Origin of the sequence: Methylocystis sp., from assembly GCF_051062815.1 — a bacterium.
GTDB lineage: Bacteria > Pseudomonadota > Alphaproteobacteria > Rhizobiales > Beijerinckiaceae > Methylocystis.
Genome location: NZ_JBPFDU010000078.1, coordinates 438,075 through 454,249 on the forward strand (window position 1 = coordinate 438,075; position 16,175 = coordinate 454,249).

A 16,175-nucleotide genomic window follows, 5' to 3' on the forward strand; every position below is an offset into this window, starting at 1 on the left:
GGCCTCCAATGGTTATTTTTGTAAATGACCAGCTTCGAAAAAATGCGGCGTGCGGCTTTGGCCGTCCGTCGCGGACGGCCAAAGCGCAGTCGCGCTACTTCACGTTTTTGAGTTGCGCGCTGATCGCCTTTTCCTGGGCGTCCAGTTTGACTCGCTGAGACTTGATCTGCTCGAGCGCGAGTTCAAGCTGGGGACGCGTAAACTGGGAGACATCAAAAGGCGCCGGGTCGATGATCGGGCCCGGGGGCAATGGATCGGGCCAGGGAAATGGCCAGCGCGGCGGCCATGGCCAGGGGCGCGGATAGGGCCAATGCGGCCACGGCCAGGGGTCTGGCGGCGGGTCGGTGACGCCTCCTCCAGGAACACGGCCCAGAGCGCTCTCCAGGCGGTCGATGCGGGCGGTCAATTTGGCAATGTCGTCAGCCATGAAAAGGCTCCTATTTGAAATGAACGGCCGCAACAAAAATCGCGAGCGGCGACCGCTCAACCTCAAAAAATCCGGCCGAAAAGGCTGACCGGCAGATCATGCTACGTCTGTAAACGCAGGATCCGCATGGTCCAAACGCATGAAAGGGATGCGCTATGACGCCGTTATCGCGGCGAGCGCATCAGCCTGATGTCAAGGTCGTTGACCTTCTTGCGCAGCGTGTTGCGGTTCAGTCCGAGCAATTCCGCCGCCTTGATCTGATTGCCGCGCGTCGCCGCGAGCGCCGCGGAGACAAGCGGAATTTCGATCTCGCGGATGATCCGGTGATAGAGACCGGGCGGCGGCAACTGATCCCCATAGTCGCGGAACAGCTTGGCGAGATGAAGCTCGACGGAGCTCGAAAGCGTTTGTCCGTCAGCCAATTCCTGCGACGGCGCGGCTGCGGCTGAGCCTTTGTCGCCGCCCGGGTCAGCCTGTCGAATCTCATGTTCGAGTTCGGTCTCGACGAGCTGGTCGGAAATGACTTCCTGCGGGTGCAGCGCGGCGAGCCTGCGGATGAGGTTTTCGAGTTCGCGGATATTGCCCGGCCAGCGGTATTTCTTCATCCGGTCGAGCGCGGCCTGATCGATGTATTTCTGCGGCAGTCCCTCGCTCGCCGCCACTTTGAAGAAGTGATGCACGAGGTCGGGAATGTCCTCGGCGCGCTCGCGCAGCGGCGGCAGCCGAAGCGGCACGACGTTGAGGCGGAAGTAAAGATCCTCGCGGAACAGGCCCTGCTGGATGAGGATCCGCAGATCCTTGTTGGTGGCGGCGATGATCCGGACATTGGTCTTGATCGGCGTGCGCCCGCCCACGGTCGTGTATTCGCCCTGCTGCAGCACGCGAAGCAGCCTGGTCTGCGCCTCCATCGGCATGTCGCCGATCTCGTCGAGAAACAGCGTGCCGCCCTCGGCCTGCTCGAAGCGTCCGGCCGAGCGCTGGTTGGCGCCGGTGAAGGCGCCCTTCTCATGGCCGAAGAGTTCGCTTTCGATCAGATCGCGCGGGATCGCCGCCATATTGACGGCGACGAAGGGACCCTTCTTGCGCTTTCCATAGTCATGCAAGGCGCGGGCGACGAGCTCCTTGCCGGTTCCCGACTCGCCATTGATCATCACCGTCAGGTCGGTCTGCATCAATCGCGCGAGCGAACGATAGATTTCCTGCATCGCCGGCGAGCGGCCGACGAGCGGCATGCCCTCGATCTCATCGTGGCGGTCATCTTCGGGCCGTTTGCGGGGCTCGGCCATGGCGCGGCCGACGATGCCGACGAGTTCCTTGAGATCGAAAGGCTTGGGCAGATAGTCGTATGCGCCCCGCTCCGACGCCCGAATAGCCGTCATGAACGTGTTTTGCGCGCTCATGACGATGATCGGAAGTTCTGGGCGAAGCTTTTTGATGCGCGGCAGAAGCTCGAAAGCGTTCTCGTCGGGCATGACGACGTCGGTGACGACGAGATCGCCCTCGCCCGACTGCACCCATCGCCACAAGGTCGCGGCCGCGCCGGTGGTGCGCACTTCATAACCCGCACGCGAAAGCGCCTGCGCGACGACCGTGCGAATAGAAGCATCGTCGTCGGCGACCAGAATTTCTCCTCGCGTCATTACTTCGTTCTCCCGCCTCTGCGAGATGTCATGCACGCCGTTCCTCGCGTTGCTCGGCCCGTTTTGGCCTGTACATTGGCATCAGCACCCGGAAGGTCGTGCGCCTTGGGAGGGACTCGCACTCCACGATGCCGCCGTGGTCGTTGACGATCTTCGCAACCAGTGCAAGTCCGAGGCCAGTTCCTGTCGACTTGGTGGTGACAAAGGGATCAAAGAGATGCGCGGCGATGTCTTCCGGAACGCCGGGGCCATTGTCGCGCACGCAAAATTCGAGCGGCAGGCCGATCGGGCTTTTCTCGCCAAGCGCGCGCAGGCTGACGCCGGGCCGGAAAGCGGTCGAGAGTTCGATCTCGCCATCGACGGCTTCGCCGACGGCTTCCGCCGCGTTCTTCACGAGATTGAGGAAAGCCTGCACCAGTTGATCGCGGTTGGCGTAAACCGGCGGCAGCGATGGGTCGTAGTTCTCGACGAAGCGAACATTGCGGGCGAATCCGCTCTGCGCGACGCGCTTCACGTGATCCAGCACCGAATGGATGTTCACCTGCTCGCGCTGCAATGGACGCGCGTCGGAAAAAACCTCCATCCGGTCGACAAGACGCACAATCCGATCGGTCTCGTCGCAAATCAGCCGCGTCAGCGCGCGGTCTTGATCGCCGAGCGCCGATTCGAGCAGTTGTGCGGCGCCGCGAATGCCTGACAGCGGATTCTTGATTTCGTGCGCCAGCATCGAGGCCAGCCCCGAAACCGAGCGAACAGCGCCGCGATGCGTCAGTTGCCTGTCTATTTTGTCGGCAATTGTTCGCTCCTGCAGCATCACAAGCACGAGCCCGTCGCCCTCTGGCAGCGGCGCGCAATGAACGTCGACGCGTCGGTCGGCTTCCTGGCCGGGCCGGCCGAGATCGACCTTGTATTCATTGATTGTCGCGCCACGTTCGCGAACCTGCTCGATGAGCGCGGTGAGCGGCGATCCGAACGGCAGCAGCCGATCGAGCGACTGCCCGATGAGTAGAGGCTTGCCGAGTTCAAAGAAGGCCTCCGCGGCGGCGTTGGCGTCCTCGATGACGCCGTCGCGGGCGACGGTCAGGATCGCGTTCGGCAAGGCCTCAAGCATACATGATCGGCCTGCGTCATTGATGATCTTGAGCGGCTCATAGCTGCCGCAATGCGCGCCGTTGCGTCGGGGGCGGTCGAAAACGCTCATGCCGCGATCCCCTGCTCTCCAGGCTGCGCCTTCAGAAAAATCAGCTCAATCAGCCGCGCCGCCTCTTCAGGCGACTGTGTCGTGACCAGCGCGTGACGCGCGTCGGCGGCGGCGTGTCCCGCCAATTGACCCCTCAAGAGATCGACATAGGCGGCGAGATGTTTGCGCGCGTGCCTCAGCCCGGCCGACGCGCCCATCGCCGCCAGCAGACCTTCGAGGTGTTCGCGCGCGATGTCGGCGCGTTGCGCCAGCGTCGGCGGCGCGCGCCGTTCGCCGGTCCGCAGAAAATGCGCGATATCGCCGACGATCCAGGGCTGCCCCAGGGCCGCCCGTCCGATCATGACCCCGTCGGCGCGCGAATGCTCCAGCATCTGCACGGCGTCGTCTTCGCCGGCGCAGTCGCCATTGGCGATCACCGGAATTCGCACGGCCGCTTTCGCCGCGGCGATCGCGCGCCAGTCGGCCCGGCCCGCATAAAACTGCTGGCGCGTGCGCCCATGCACGGTGATCATCGCGGCGCCTTCGGCTTCCGCGCGGCGCGCCAGCTCCGCGACGTTTCGGGTCGCATCATCCCATCCCAACCGCATCTTGACGCTCAGCGGCACGCATATTGCCTCGCGAGCCGCAGAGATCAGCCGCGCCGCTTGATCGAGATCGCGCATCAGCGCGGCGCCCGCGAGGCCTCCGGTGACACGCTTGCAAGGACAACCCATGTTGATGTCGATCCAGTCAGCTCCAGAGGATTCGGCGCTTCGCGCGGCGGCCGCCATTTCTTCCGGCTCGCGCGCGGCGATCTGAATGACTCGCGGCCCGACGCCGGCGCACTCCAGCCGCATCGCCGTCTCGCGATCGCCGCGGGCGACGCCAGCGGCCGTCACCATCTCGCTCACCGTCGCCGACGCCCCCAGACGCGACGCGATGCGGCGCATGGTCGGGTCGGTCACGCCGGCCATCGGCGCGAGCAGCGCGCGACCCGTCAGCGTGATCCCGCCAATGCTCAGAGGCGAAGGGGCAAAGCCAACGCCTAGTTTTTTGGCAGTAGCCATCTTGCCCACATCATAAGCAGTTCCCTTCGCACTTGCAACATAGCATTTCTCCGGCCCGTTGGCATTTGACGGCGTTGGTGAAAACCGACAGAGAGCGGCCATGGGCGCCGCTCACCAGATTCCTTCCATCGCCATCCTTGTCGTCGCCGGAGGCCGCGGCGCGCGGGCGGGCGACGGCCTGCCCAAACAATATCGACCGATCGCCGGCAGGACGTTGCTCGCCCGAACGCTGCATGGGCTGCATATGGCCATGCCCCAGGCAGCGCTCAAGGTCGTCATCCATAAAGACGACCTCGAGTATTATGCCGCGAGCGTCGCGGAGCTTTGCCCTTCCGATCGGACGCGGCTTCTTCCGCCGGCGTTCGGCGGCGCGAGCCGGCAGGAAAGCGTCAGGAACGGCCTCAAGGCGCTCGCGGCCGAGGGCGCGCCGGACATCGTGCTGATTCACGACGCCGCGCGTCCTTTCGCGGACGCCGCGCTCATCGCGCGCGCGATCGAGGCGGCGGCGATCCATGGCGCCGCCGCCCCCGGCGTGCCGCTCGCCGACACGATAAAGCAGATCGACGCCGCCGGCGTCGTCATCGCGACGCCCGACCGCGCGAGGCTCCGCGCCGTGCAGACGCCGCAGTCCTTTCGCTTCGATCTGATAATGGAAGCCCATCGCGCTGCGGCCGCTGGCGGGCGCGACTATACCGACGACGCCATGATCGCCGAGGCGGCGGGCGTGAAGGTGCATATTTTTGAAGGCGACGCCGCCAATTTCAAACTCACGACGCAACAGGACTTCGCCCGCGCCATGGAGCAGTTGAAGCAACCCGCATTCGCCGATCTGCCCGACATTCGCATGGGTCAGGGCTATGACGTCCACGCCTTCGGACCAGGCGATTCCGTTTGGCTCGGCGGCGTCGCGGTCCCGCATACGCATGGCCTCGCCGGCCATTCGGACGCCGATGTTGTGTCCCACGCGATCACCGACGCCATTCTTGGGGCCATCGCCGAGGGCGATATCGGGGCGCATTTCCCGCCATCCGATCCGCAATGGAAGGGCGCGGCGTCGTCGATCTTCCTGGCGCGCGCCTGCGAATTGGTGCGCGCGCGCGGCGGCGCGATCGCCAATGTCGACGCCACCATCATTTGCGAAGCGCCGAAGATCGGCCCGCACCGGGAGCGGATTCGCGAAAGCCTCGCGGCGACGATGGGCGTCGAGATCGGCCGCGTCGCGATCAAGGCGACGACGACGGAGAGACTCGGCTTTACCGGCCGGCAGGAAGGCATGGCGGCGCTGGCGATCGCGACGGTAAGGTTGCCGTGAGAGTCTGACCCAACCTTCTTCTGCTCCCAGTCGCAATTGCTTCCCACTGCGCTTCGCGCGTGGTCGCAATGACGACCAAGGACAGCCCAAGGACGATCGAGTGACGAATGGTTTTCCTCACCCTCATCCTGGGGAGCCGCCCGCAAGTCGGGTTTACCCGACTTGCGAATTTAATGTCGATCTCGGGCAGGCCCGAGATCGAAGGCGGCGTCTCGAAGGACGAGGGTGAGGAGAATGGCGAAAACGGGTTTCCTCGTCCTTCGAGACGGCCTCTTCGAGGCCTCCTCAGCGACTGTCTTGGCGATCAAGCGTTTTGTGTGCGCCATGGCTTTGCGTCCCTGATGATGGCGTTAAGGATCGTAAGGAGCTTTCTTGCGACGGCGATGAGCGCGACGATCTTGGGCTTTCCGCTGTCGACGAGTTTGTCGCGGAAGGCCTTGAGGACGGGGTTGTGACGGGCCGCAACCATGGCGCCGAGAAAGAGCATGCTGCGCACGGTCTTGCGGCCGCCGCCGATGAAGCTCTTGCCGCGCCATTGGCCGGATTGGCGGGTGTAGGGCGCAAGGCCGGCCAACGCCGCGATTCGCCTGCGGTCGAGCGCGCCAAGTTCCGGCAGTTCGGCGATCAGCGTGCGCGCAATCACTGGCCCAACGCCGGGAACGGAGGCGAGCAGATCTTGCTTTTCGACCCAGGCGGGCGTGCCGCGCATGTACTCGTCGATCTCGCCGTCGAGTTCGGCGAGCTCCTTTTCGAGCGCCTTGCGCAGGCGCGCGATGCTTTTCTTCAAGCGTTTGTCGGCGCGCCGCTCGCGCTGGCCTTCCGCCGCCATCATCTCGACGATCTGACGCCGTCTGGCGACAAGATCGGCGAGAAGCTGCGTCATTTCGTCGGGCAGCGGACGCGCAGCGGGTTGCGTCGCTTGCGCGAAGCGGGCGATGACCGCGGCGTCGATCGGATCGGTCTTGGCGCGTTGGCCAAGCGCCTGCGCAAAGTGGCGCACCTGCGCCGGATTGACGACGACGACCGGCAGGCGGGCGGCGGCAAGCGCCGCAGCGACCACGGTCTCGAAGCCGCCGGTGGCTTCGAGCGCGATCAGCGCGGGCGACAGCCCTTTCAGCCGTTCGACGAGCTGCGCAACGCCTTCGCCATTACGCGCCACCATAAAGGCTTCGCCTTGCGGAAGCGTATGCACATCAAGCCGGTCTTTGGAAACATCGATCCCGACATAAATAGCGTCCATCATGTCCCGTCCTTGCCTAAGCGGGCTTCGCTTCGCGCGGCCCAAGCGACTGTTCGGGTTCGATGGAACGGCGGACGGGCGGCCAAGCTGAGGAACGGGCTCGATCGCCCGAGGATGAGCCGGCGTCCCGTCCGCCACCGCAGCGGCAATGTTAGCCGATCCGGCACGGTTTAAGTTACAAGGATGAGGTTGCTGGTGGGGCCTTTGACGCTCCATAGCGTTGTTCTTTTCCGGGCTCTCGAATTTCGAGGCGCCCGCCTCATGCAGCGCGATCGCCTGCTTGGGGTTCTTCATTTTCTTTCCGCCGCCGCTCTCCAGCTCGCCATGCTTGACTCATGCATGACGCGCTCGACGGTTTTCTGCTGTTCGCGCGATTGATGTCTGGGCATCTGCGCGCTCCCCGCAATTCGCCTCATACAACTGGGGAAAGTTGTCGGAGTTTCATCTTCCTGAGATGTCGCCGTCGCGGAAGTCGAAACAATGGCGCAAGCAGCCGCTGCTTGCTCGCATTCCCCGCCCGGATTACCCTCGCGCGCGTTGCCGATATTTTTTTGGAGTTGGCGTCATGCGCGCACGCGCTTTTCAAATCCTGCTTTATTCGTCATTGTCGCTCGTCGCCTCAGGCGCGACGGCGGAGACGTCCGCATCCGGAACCTTCGTCGCCCATCAGTCATGTCCCGCGCTTCAATCGATCAGAACCGGCGCCAATCCTGGCGATGTCAGTGTCCAGCCGGATCAGCGTTACACGTTGCGCGCCAAGAACAAGCCGGATGCGACGCATTATCTCGTTGAGGTGCCCGACGCGCGTCCGGCGCGCCGCTGGGTCGCGGTCGGCTGCGGCGAAGCGATGCTGGCCGATGGCGGCGGGCAAGGCCCGAGCGTTCCCGGCGGCGGGCAAGCGGCGCAAAAGCCCGACTACATCCTCGCCGTCAGCTGGCAGCCGGCGTTTTGCGAAGGCAAACCCGACAAGAAGGAATGCGAAACGCAAAGGCCCGACCGTTTCGACGCGACGCATTTCACGCTGCATGGACTCTGGCCCAAAAAACAATATTGCAACGTCGATCGCCACATCGTCGCCGCCGATAAGGACAACCGGTGGAACGGCCTGCCCGAGCCCGAACTCTCCGACGCGACAAGGCACGCGCTGTCGGAAGTCATGCCGGGAACGATGTCGCTGCTCGAACGGCATGAGTGGATCAAGCACGGCACGTGCTTTCCGGGCGGCGCCGCGGACGCCTATTTCTCGCGTTCGCTCGCGCTGACATCGCAGCTGAACGGCTCCAAGGTCCGGGAGCTTTTCTCGACGCATATCGGCCAGGAAATCACGCGCGATCAGCTCAAGGCGGCGTTCAATGAAACCTTCGGCGACGGCGCCGCCGATCGGGTGCGCGTCGCCTGCAAGAGAGACGGCGGCCGCAATCTCATTGTCGAGATGACCATCGGACTGGTCGGCGACGTCAAATCCGACAGCAAGCTCGCCGACCTCATCGCCGCCGCGCCGGCGACGGACCCCGGCTGCCCAAGCGGCGTCGTCGATCCGGTGGGCCTGCAGTAAGGCGACGTGGGATAATCTTGCCGCTAGCGTCCGCCTCGAGCGCAGCGGCGCTTCGTGGATGCCCGCGACGAGCGCGGGCATGACGCGCTCTGAAGGCCCCTCACTCCACCAGCGCGGCCTTGCCCTTCGCCTTCTTGCGGTCGTTGGGGTCGAGGAACACTTTGCGCAGGCGGATCGACTTCGGCGTCACTTCCACGCGCTCGTCGTCCTCGATATAGGCCAGCGCCTTCTCCAGCGTCATCTGGATCGGCGGCGTCAGGCGCACCGCCTCGTCCTTCGACTGGGTGCGGATGTTGGTGAGCTGCTTGCCCTTGAGCACATTGATCTCGAGATCATTGTCGCGCGTATGTTCGCCGACGATCATGCCCTTGTAGACCTTCCAGCCGGGCTCGATCATCATCGGGCCGCGATCCTCCAGTTTCCACATGGCGTAGGCGACGGCCTCGCCGGAATCATTGCTGATCAGCACGCCGTTGCGGCGGCCCTGAATCTCGCCCTTGTAGGGCGCATATTCATGGAACAGGCGGTTCATGATCGCCGTGCCGCGCGTGTCGGTGAGAAGTTCGCCCTGATAGCCGATCAGGCCGCGCGTCGGCGCATGGAAGACGAGCCGCAGACGATTGCCGCCCGAGGGGCGCATCTCGATCATCTCGGCCTTGCGCTCGTTCATCTTCTGCACGACGACGCCGCTATGCTCCTCGTCGACGTCGATGACGACTTCCTCGATCGGCTCCAGAATATCGCCGTTCTCATCCTTCTTGAAGACGACCTTGGGGCGCGAGACGCCGAGTTCGAAGCCCTCGCGGCGCATGGTCTCGATCAGAATGCCGAGCTGCAACTCGCCACGACCCGAGACGATATAGGCGTCGCCCATCGGCGCATCCTCGACGCGCAGCGCCACATTGCCTTCGGCCTCCTTGAAGAGGCGCGCGCGGATCATGCGGCTCGTAACCTTATCGCCTTCCGTGCCGGCGAGCGGGCTGTCATTGACGAGGAAGGTCATGGAGAGCGTCGGCGGATCGATCGGCTGCGCCTGCAGCGGCTCGTTGACGTCGAGCGCGCAGAGCGTGTCGGCGACGTTGAATTTTTCGAGGCCGGCGATGGCGACGATGTCGCCGGCTTCCGCCTCTTCGATCGGCTGGCGCTCGATGCCGCGGAAGGCGAGGATTTTCGACACGCGCCCCTGCTCGACGATCTTGCCGGTGCGGTCGAGCACCTTCACCGCCTGATTGGGCTTCACGCTGCCGGCGAAGACGCGGCCGGTGATGATGCGGCCAAGATAGGGATTGGCCTCCAGCAGCGTGCCGAGCATGCGGAAGCCGCCGTCCTCGACGGTGGGCGCCGGCACATGCTTGACGACGAGATCGAAGAGCGGCGCCATGCCGTCCTGCGGGCCGGTCGGCTCCTCGGCCATCCAGCCCTGCTTGGCGGAGCCGTAGATGATCGGGAAGTCGAGCTGCTCGTCGGTGGCGTCGAGCGCGGCGAAGAGGTCGAAGACCTCGTTGACGACTTCCGAGACGCGGGCGTCAGGCTTGTCGACCTTATTGACGCAGACGATCGGCTTCAGGCCGATCTTGAGCGCCTTGCCGACAACGAATTTCGTCTGCGGCATCGGGCCTTCGGCGGCGTCGACGAGCACGATGGCGCCGTCGACCATCGACAGGATGCGCTCCACCTCGCCGCCGAAATCGGCGTGGCCGGGCGTGTCGACGATGTTGATGCGCACATCCTTCCAGGTGATGGACGTGGCCTTCGCCATGATGGTGATGCCGCGCTCTTTTTCGAGATCGTTCGAATCCATCACGCGCTCGGCGACGCGCTGGTTCTCGCGGAAGGCGCCCGACTGCTGGAGCAGGCGGTCGACGAGCGTGGTCTTGCCATGGTCGACGTGTGCGATGATGGCGATATTGCGCAGCTGCATGTTCAAAGGCCGGCCAGGTAAAACAGCCGCCTCTGCGGCCGCCCGAGAGCGGCCGGGAACTGGAGACGCTGGCTGTTGTTGCGATGCAGCGTCTCATACCTCAAGGCGGGGGAATTTGGAAGCGGAGCCGGCCTGGGCGGTCCCTCCCAGGCCAGACGCCTGCCCGAACCGCGGGCTACCGCGCCGGGCACTGCTCCCGGCAGCGGCGCCAGGCGGGAATGCATTGCGACCCCAGGCCGCCGTCGGCCAGACAGGCGTCCCGCTCGGCGTTACAGTCCCGCAAGCACTGCTCGCGCGGCGTCGGCGGAGGCGGTTGGGGCTGCGGAGGCTGCTGCGCCGTGAAGGTGGTGAGCGGCCCGAGCTCCTGCTCGATCATGCTCATCGGGCTGAAAACGAAGGAGCTGCCATCGTCGGGTCCGCCCCACAGAATGCCGTGCAGGCTCGCCTGGCTGGCGGTCGGCAGGATGGAGAAGACGGGCGAGCCGCTGTCGCCATTGTCCGTCAGCTTGTTCGTCCCGCTCACCCGCCCGACGCGGCTCTGGCACAGCAGCCTGACGTCGGTGTCCGCGACATTGACGTCGATGCAGGTCGCCCGCACGTCGCCGAAGGCCCAGCCCGTCGTGCGGCCGACCTTGTTGAGCCTCATCCCGACGACCGAGTCCGGCGTCTCGCTCATGATCCGGAAGACGCTCGGAAAACCGTTGATCGTCAGCGAGCCGACATTGTTGGTCGGTCGCGCGATTTCGAAACGGCCGCGGTCGATCCGGTAGTCGGCATAGGCGCTGTCGCTGAAGCGGCATTTCCTGCCCGAGGGGCACATGCCGCCGGTGAAATAGGCGGGATCGGCGTCCTCGTCGCCGATCTTATTGCCCGAAAACAGCGGATCGTTCGGCTGATGGAAATCGTCGTCATTGCTGACGCCGCGATTCTTGGTGCAATGAGAGTTGGTCACGAAGCCGTCGCGGCCATTGCGCACGACGTTGAATCCGAGCGTGCAGATCTTGAAGGCGAAAACGCCGGTGTCGATTTCGATCTGAACGCCGCCGGGAACCGGCCGGCTTTTGTCCCGCAAGGAGGCGTGGAAGCGGATCGGCTGCGTTTCTTCGATGATGAGCGCTTCAAACGGTACGCCGAGCGATTTCGCCAGAGCTTCGAATCTTTGGCGCGACGGATCGCCGACGACGCCGATGGTCACGCGATTGCGACGTTCGTCGAGATCGACGAAGACGATCTCCTGGCCATCAAGCGCCGGGCCGAAGCTTTTCTTCCACTTGGCGAGTTCGACGACGTCGTAGTCGCCTTTGATGATGTTCGGTTCTTGAGCGCGGCCTTTGGCGGCGGCGTTTTGCGTCAGGAACTCCGCGCCGAGCACTCTGGCGATGGCCGACGTGACCTGCGACCGCGCGGCTTTCATCGCGTCCGCGCTGCGCAGTTCGGCGGCGTTTTTCATATAGACCTGCAGCGCGCCCTTTTCGTCGAAATACATCCCGCCAAAGCCGGGGGCGAGTTCTCCGATCTTGACGAGCTTATCGTCGAACGTCGTCACGGGCGCAGAAGGCGCGGTCGGGGTTTCTTTCTGTTGCGCCGAGGCGGCGGTCGTGATCGTCAGGGCGATCGCCACGATAGATTTCAGCAATAATTTAAGGCCCATCGCGCCCTCCATGAAATCATGCGCGGCGTGCGAGCGCGTATCGCCCGCGTTCGCCGCCAAATGGCGCCAATATGGACGTCCCTGCCAGCGTAGGACGTACGCGCCAGCACCACGTCGTTTATTTGAATGAGAACTAGAGCGCCGTGCCGCGCTCGGCCACTGGCGTCCACAGCACCTGTTCGATGCGCGCCGCCCCCGTCGCGAGCATCACCAGCCGGTCGAAGCCGAGCGCAACGCCGCAGGCCGGCGGCATCTCGGCCAGAGCGGCGAGAAAATCCTCGTCAATCGGATAGGTCTCGCCATAGATGCGACGCTTCTCCTGCATCTGCGCCTCGAAGCGCCGGCGCTGCTCCGCCGCGTCAGTCAATTCGGCGAAGCCATTGGCGAGCTCGACGCCGCAGACATAGAGTTCGAAGCGATCGGCGAAGCGCGGATCATCGGCGTTGGCGCGGGCGAGCGCCGCCTCGCTCACCGGATAATCCGTCAGGATCGTCGGCCGCTCGCGACCGAGCATAGGCTCGATCTTTTCGGACATGATCTTGCTGAACAGATCCGACCAGTTGTCGTCTTCGACGACCCGTATGCCGTCCCGCGCGGCGGCGCGGGCGAGCCCGTCGCGGTCGTCGAGCAGCGGTTCCAAATCAATGCTGGCGTGGGTCGCAAAGGCGTCGCAGACGCTGATGATCTGCGGTTCCTCGAATGGATCGCAAACCCGTCCCATCCAGGCGAAATCCGTCGCGCCCGCCGCCCGCGCCGCGCTCGCCAGCAGTCCGGCGCAATCCTCCATCAGCCGCAGGGTCGGCGCGTCGGCGCGGTACCACTCCAGCATGGTGAATTCGGGATGGTGCAGAGCGGAGCGCTCGCGATTGCGGAAGACGCGCGCAAGGGTGAAAATCCGCTCCTCGCCCGCCGCGAGCAGCTTCTTGCAGGAAAACTCCGGCGAGGTATGGAGATAGAGCCGGCTCCGGTCGCCACCCGAGCCGATCAGCTCCGTCGCGAAGGCCGAAAGATGCGTTTCATTGCCGCCCGATAGCTGAAGCGCCGCCGTTTCGACCTCGGCGAAGCCTTCCGCGGCGAAGAAACGTCGGGTGGCGGCGGCGATCGCCGCCCGGCCCTTGAGAAAGGGCTTGCGGTCGGCATAAACATCCCGGGCCCACCAAGGCGACGCGCGCGTCATAAGGTCTCCGCGAGGCGGGGCCCGGATTGCCGGCGCGCCCGAAATATGGTCTGACCGCCGTTCATAAACTAGGCCGGCAATAAGGGATACGGACGTGAAAGTCATCGCCAGTTCGATTCGCAAAGGCAATATCATCGAGAGAGATGACGGGCAGCTTTACGTCGTCCTGACCGCCGAAAGTTTTTTCCCCGGCAAGGGCACGCCGACGACGCAGATCGACATGCGCCGCCTCTCGGACGGCGTCAAAACTTCGGACCGCTACAAAACGACCGAACAGGTCGAGCGCGCCTTCGTCGAGGATCAGGATTTCAGCTATCTCTACAATGACGGCGACGGCTATCACTTCATGAATCAGGCGAGCTATGAGCAGATCATCGTGCCCACCGATGTGATCGGCGATCAGGCGCAGTGGCTGCAGGAGGGCATGGTCTGCATCCTGTCGATGTTCAACGGCGTCGCCGTTGGCATTCAATTGCCGCCGCGCGTGACGCTGGAGATCATCGAGACAGAGCCGGCGATGAAAGGCCAGACCGCATCCTCGTCTTATAAGCCGGCGAAGCTCGCAAATGGCGCGCGCGTCATGGTCCCGCCGCATATTCAGCCGGGCACGCGCGTCGTGATCCAGACCGAAGACGGCGCCTATGTCGAGCGCGCCAAGGATTGAGGGGACGACCGGGTGAAGGCCCTCATCCGTCGTCACTTCGTGATGACGCCTTCTCCCGCCGGCGGGAGAAGGAGAAACGCCCCCTACCCCAAAAATTCGCGCAGCTTTTTCTCTGCGGCGGCGGCGTCCTTCAATTCGCATTCCCAAATGACGAGCGCGCGCCAGCCCTGCGCCGCGAGCTTTTCGCGATGCGCGGCGTCGCGCGCGACGTTTCGCGCGATCTTGGCGCGCCAATAGTCGGCGTTGGCCTTAGGGCTGCGCGCGCCGCGCCGGCAATCATGCCCGTGCCAGAAGCAGCCATGGACGAAGATCGCGCGCTTGCGGCCGATGAAGGCGATGTCGGGAGTGCCGGGAACGTCCTTGCGATGCAGCCGATAGCCCGGCGCGAAACGCCTCAACATCGTCCGCACGGCGATTTCAGGAGCGGTGTCGCGCCCCTTCACCGCGCGCATGATGGCGGAGCGCTGTTCGCGCGTTTCTTTCACGCTCACGCGTAAGACCCCCTCCCCAACCCTCCCCCGCTGCGCTTCGCTTGCGGGAGAGGGAGCAGAGACCGCCCCTCGTAAAGGTTGCGGCTAGCGCGGCGACGCTGATCGCGACGATTCCCTCTCCCGCGAAGCGGGGGAGGGGTAGGGAGGGGGCTCAAGCCGCCTCCTGCACGGCGCATGTATTCAGCAACGGCTCCAACAGGCTCGCTGCAATGTGGCGCACGACCGGAACGACGACGCCGTCGCCGGTCAGATGATAGGCGTCGCTATAGGTCGCGGGGAGCAAATAATCTTCCGGCAGTCCCATCAGCCGCGCGGTTTCGCGCGCCGACATCAGCCGCGAGCGCACCCTGCCCTTGTCGACGACCAGCACATATTGCCGGCTCGAGCCGCCGGCCGGCGTGCGCAGACACCCCGCAACCTCGTCGAAACGCGCCTCGGCGCGCTGGATTTTTTCGCCCGAGTGATAGCGCGTGCGGCGATAGAGCGTTCCAACCATTTTGCGCCCGGCGCGCTTCGCCTCGGCGATTTTTGCGAGATTTACGTCGCTCATCATGGCGATGAGCGCGTTTGTCTCTTCGACGCTGCGCCACTCCACATCGAGCGGCCTGTCTTCGATCACATCGAACAGAGTCGTGTTGCGCAGCGACGGCGCCGGCAAATTCCACCAGAGCCAATTGGCGCGAAGCATTTGCGGCAGGCGCTCATGCGCCGCGAAAAGCGCGCGCGTGTGGAAGCCGTCATTGCGAGGAGCGAAGCGCCGAAGCAAACCAGCAGCCCCGGCATCACTCTGGATTGCTTCGCTTCGCTCGCAATGACGCAGGAGAGACGCCGGAATCGCGACATCCTCCCGCACAGCGATAATGAACAGCCGCGGGCGCGATTGCGGCACGAACAGCGCCGCGTCGATGACCAGCGCGCCAAATCTGTAACGCTCCTTCGCCAGCGCCTCGCAGATTTTTACAAAATCCCTTCCACCATGCGAGGTCAGCGCGCCGCAGACATTTTCGAGCACGATGAGCGACGGCGCACGGCCCTCCTTGCGGAGCGCCTTCATCAAATCCCAGAAGGGCCAGAACGTGCCGGACCTTTCGCCCTTCAGCCCCGCGCCGGCGCCGGCGAGCGACAAATCCTGACAGGGGAAAGACGCCCAGACGAGATCGGCGCGGCCAGGCAATTGCGCCGTGGAGATCTCGCGCACGTCGCCGACGTGCAGCTCCTCGCCGCCCCAATTGGCGCGGTAGCTTTCGGCTTTCTTGCGGTCGAAGTCATTGGCGAAAAGGCAGCGCCAGCCGTCGCCGAGCCCGGCGCGGGCCATGCCGCCGCCGGCGAAGAATTCGTAATAGGCAGGCCGCTTGTCCATGCGCGATTCGCTCCAAGCGCAGCGTACCCGCTTGGCGCCGCCGCCGCGACTGAAAAGAAGCGCGAGAAGCCCTCTCCCTAAGGGAGAGGGTCGGACCGAAGGTCCGGGGCGAGGGGTATCACGCCAAACGGTAAAGAGGCGAACCCCTCTCCCGGCTGCTTCGCAGCCACCTCTCCCGATGGGAGAGGGTTTCGCACCCTTTTTAAGGGACTCGCCCTACGTCGCGACGACCATCACATGCACGGTCGGCTTCTTGCCCCAGACGGACGATACGGCGCCGCGCACCGCGCGCTCGATCGCCGTTGAGACGGCGTTGGCGTCGCGGCGTCGCGGACGCGACAGCGCCTCGAAGGCGGCGAAGAGCGCCTCGTCGATGACTTCGCCCATCTCCTCGCCGAATTTGCCGCGTTTCGGCACGCCGGCGAAGACGACGTCCGGATCGCCGACAAGCTCGCCCTTGCGGTCAACCGCGAGCGCGATGGAAATGACG

At 64.5% G+C, this 16,175-nt stretch carries 13 protein-coding genes and 1 pseudogene; 3 read left to right on the plus strand and 11 right to left on the minus strand.

Annotation, left to right across the window (positions count from 1 at the left end):
* Positions 1 to 94 precede the first annotated feature (94 nt).
* The 4 genes from ACR65W_RS16670 to dusB form a co-directional block, all read right to left on the minus strand.
* Positions 95 to 427, minus strand: a complete 333-nt coding sequence (locus ACR65W_RS16670) for a hypothetical protein (protein ID WP_434500268.1) — start codon at positions 425 to 427, stop codon at positions 95 to 97.
* Positions 428 to 591: 164 nt separating this feature from the next.
* On the minus strand, positions 592 to 2,067 hold the full coding sequence (gene ntrC, locus ACR65W_RS16675; protein ID WP_434495115.1) for a nitrogen regulation protein NR(I): 1,476 nt from the start codon (positions 2,065 to 2,067) through the stop codon (positions 592 to 594).
* A 28-nt stretch (positions 2,068 to 2,095) separates the two neighbouring features.
* Positions 2,096 to 3,268, minus strand: coding sequence for a two-component system sensor histidine kinase NtrB (locus ACR65W_RS16680; protein WP_434500267.1), 1,173 nt, complete (start codon positions 3,266 to 3,268; stop codon positions 2,096 to 2,098).
* On the minus strand, positions 3,265 to 4,314 hold the full coding sequence (gene dusB, locus ACR65W_RS16685) for a tRNA dihydrouridine synthase DusB (RefSeq protein WP_434500266.1): 1,050 nt from the start codon (positions 4,312 to 4,314) through the stop codon (positions 3,265 to 3,267). The genes ACR65W_RS16680 and dusB overlap by 4 nt, the downstream gene beginning before the upstream one ends.
* Positions 4,315 to 4,414: 100 nt before the next feature.
* Here dusB and ACR65W_RS16690 point away from each other — a divergent pair, with 100 nt between their 5' ends.
* Positions 4,415 to 5,626, plus strand: coding sequence for a bifunctional 2-C-methyl-D-erythritol 4-phosphate cytidylyltransferase/2-C-methyl-D-erythritol 2,4-cyclodiphosphate synthase (locus ACR65W_RS16690; RefSeq protein WP_434500265.1), 1,212 nt, complete (start codon positions 4,415 to 4,417; stop codon positions 5,624 to 5,626).
* A gap of 304 nt (positions 5,627 to 5,930) precedes the next feature.
* Here ACR65W_RS16690 and ACR65W_RS16695 read toward each other — a convergent pair whose 3' ends face one another.
* Positions 5,931 to 6,866 carry an IS110 family transposase gene (locus tag ACR65W_RS16695; protein WP_434500322.1) on the minus strand — a complete coding sequence of 312 codons (936 nt, stop codon included), beginning with the start codon at positions 6,864 to 6,866 and terminating at the stop codon, positions 5,931 to 5,933.
* A 565-nt stretch (positions 6,867 to 7,431) separates the two neighbouring features.
* Here ACR65W_RS16695 and ACR65W_RS16700 point away from each other — a divergent pair.
* Positions 7,432 to 8,421 (plus strand): ribonuclease T2 family protein, encoded by a 990-nt coding sequence (locus tag ACR65W_RS16700; protein WP_434500264.1) that lies wholly within the window; start codon positions 7,432 to 7,434, stop codon positions 8,419 to 8,421.
* A gap of 100 nt (positions 8,422 to 8,521) precedes the next feature.
* Here the strand turns inward: ACR65W_RS16700 and typA are convergent, their stop codons facing one another.
* The 3 genes from typA to epmA all read right to left on the minus strand — a co-directional run bounded on the left by typA (position 8,522) and on the right by epmA (position 13,170).
* Positions 8,522 to 10,342: a translational GTPase TypA gene (gene typA / locus ACR65W_RS16705; RefSeq protein ID WP_434500263.1), complete on the minus strand. Its 1,821-nt coding sequence runs from the start codon at positions 10,340 to 10,342 to the stop codon at positions 8,522 to 8,524.
* 175 nt (positions 10,343 to 10,517) lie between these two features.
* Positions 10,518 to 11,993, minus strand: a complete 1,476-nt coding sequence (locus ACR65W_RS16710) for a hypothetical protein (protein ID WP_434500262.1) — start codon at positions 11,991 to 11,993, stop codon at positions 10,518 to 10,520.
* Positions 11,994 to 12,126: 133 nt separating this feature from the next.
* Complete coding sequence (gene epmA / locus ACR65W_RS16715; RefSeq protein WP_434500261.1) at positions 12,127 to 13,170, minus strand: EF-P lysine aminoacylase EpmA; 1,044 nt, start codon at positions 13,168 to 13,170, stop codon at positions 12,127 to 12,129.
* A 94-nt stretch (positions 13,171 to 13,264) separates the two neighbouring features.
* Between epmA and efp the strand changes: the two genes are divergently transcribed.
* Complete coding sequence (gene efp / locus ACR65W_RS16720; RefSeq protein WP_029651659.1) at positions 13,265 to 13,834, plus strand: elongation factor P; 570 nt, start codon at positions 13,265 to 13,267, stop codon at positions 13,832 to 13,834.
* An 83-nt stretch (positions 13,835 to 13,917) separates the two neighbouring features.
* On the opposite strand, the gene ACR65W_RS16725 is transcribed toward efp, so the two are convergent.
* From ACR65W_RS16725 to ACR65W_RS16735, 3 genes and pseudogenes are all read right to left on the minus strand, one after another.
* Positions 13,918 to 14,325: a very short patch repair endonuclease gene (locus tag ACR65W_RS16725; RefSeq protein WP_434500260.1), complete on the minus strand. Its 408-nt coding sequence runs from the start codon at positions 14,323 to 14,325 to the stop codon at positions 13,918 to 13,920.
* 151 nt (positions 14,326 to 14,476) lie between these two features.
* The gene (locus ACR65W_RS16730) at positions 14,477 to 15,685 is read right to left on the minus strand and encodes a DNA cytosine methyltransferase (protein ID WP_434500259.1); all 1,209 of its coding nucleotides are present in this window, start codon (positions 15,683 to 15,685) and stop codon (positions 14,477 to 14,479) included.
* 216 nt (positions 15,686 to 15,901) lie between these two features.
* A pseudogene (locus ACR65W_RS16735) lies at positions 15,902 to 16,175 on the minus strand (MBL fold metallo-hydrolase); the annotation flags it as partial.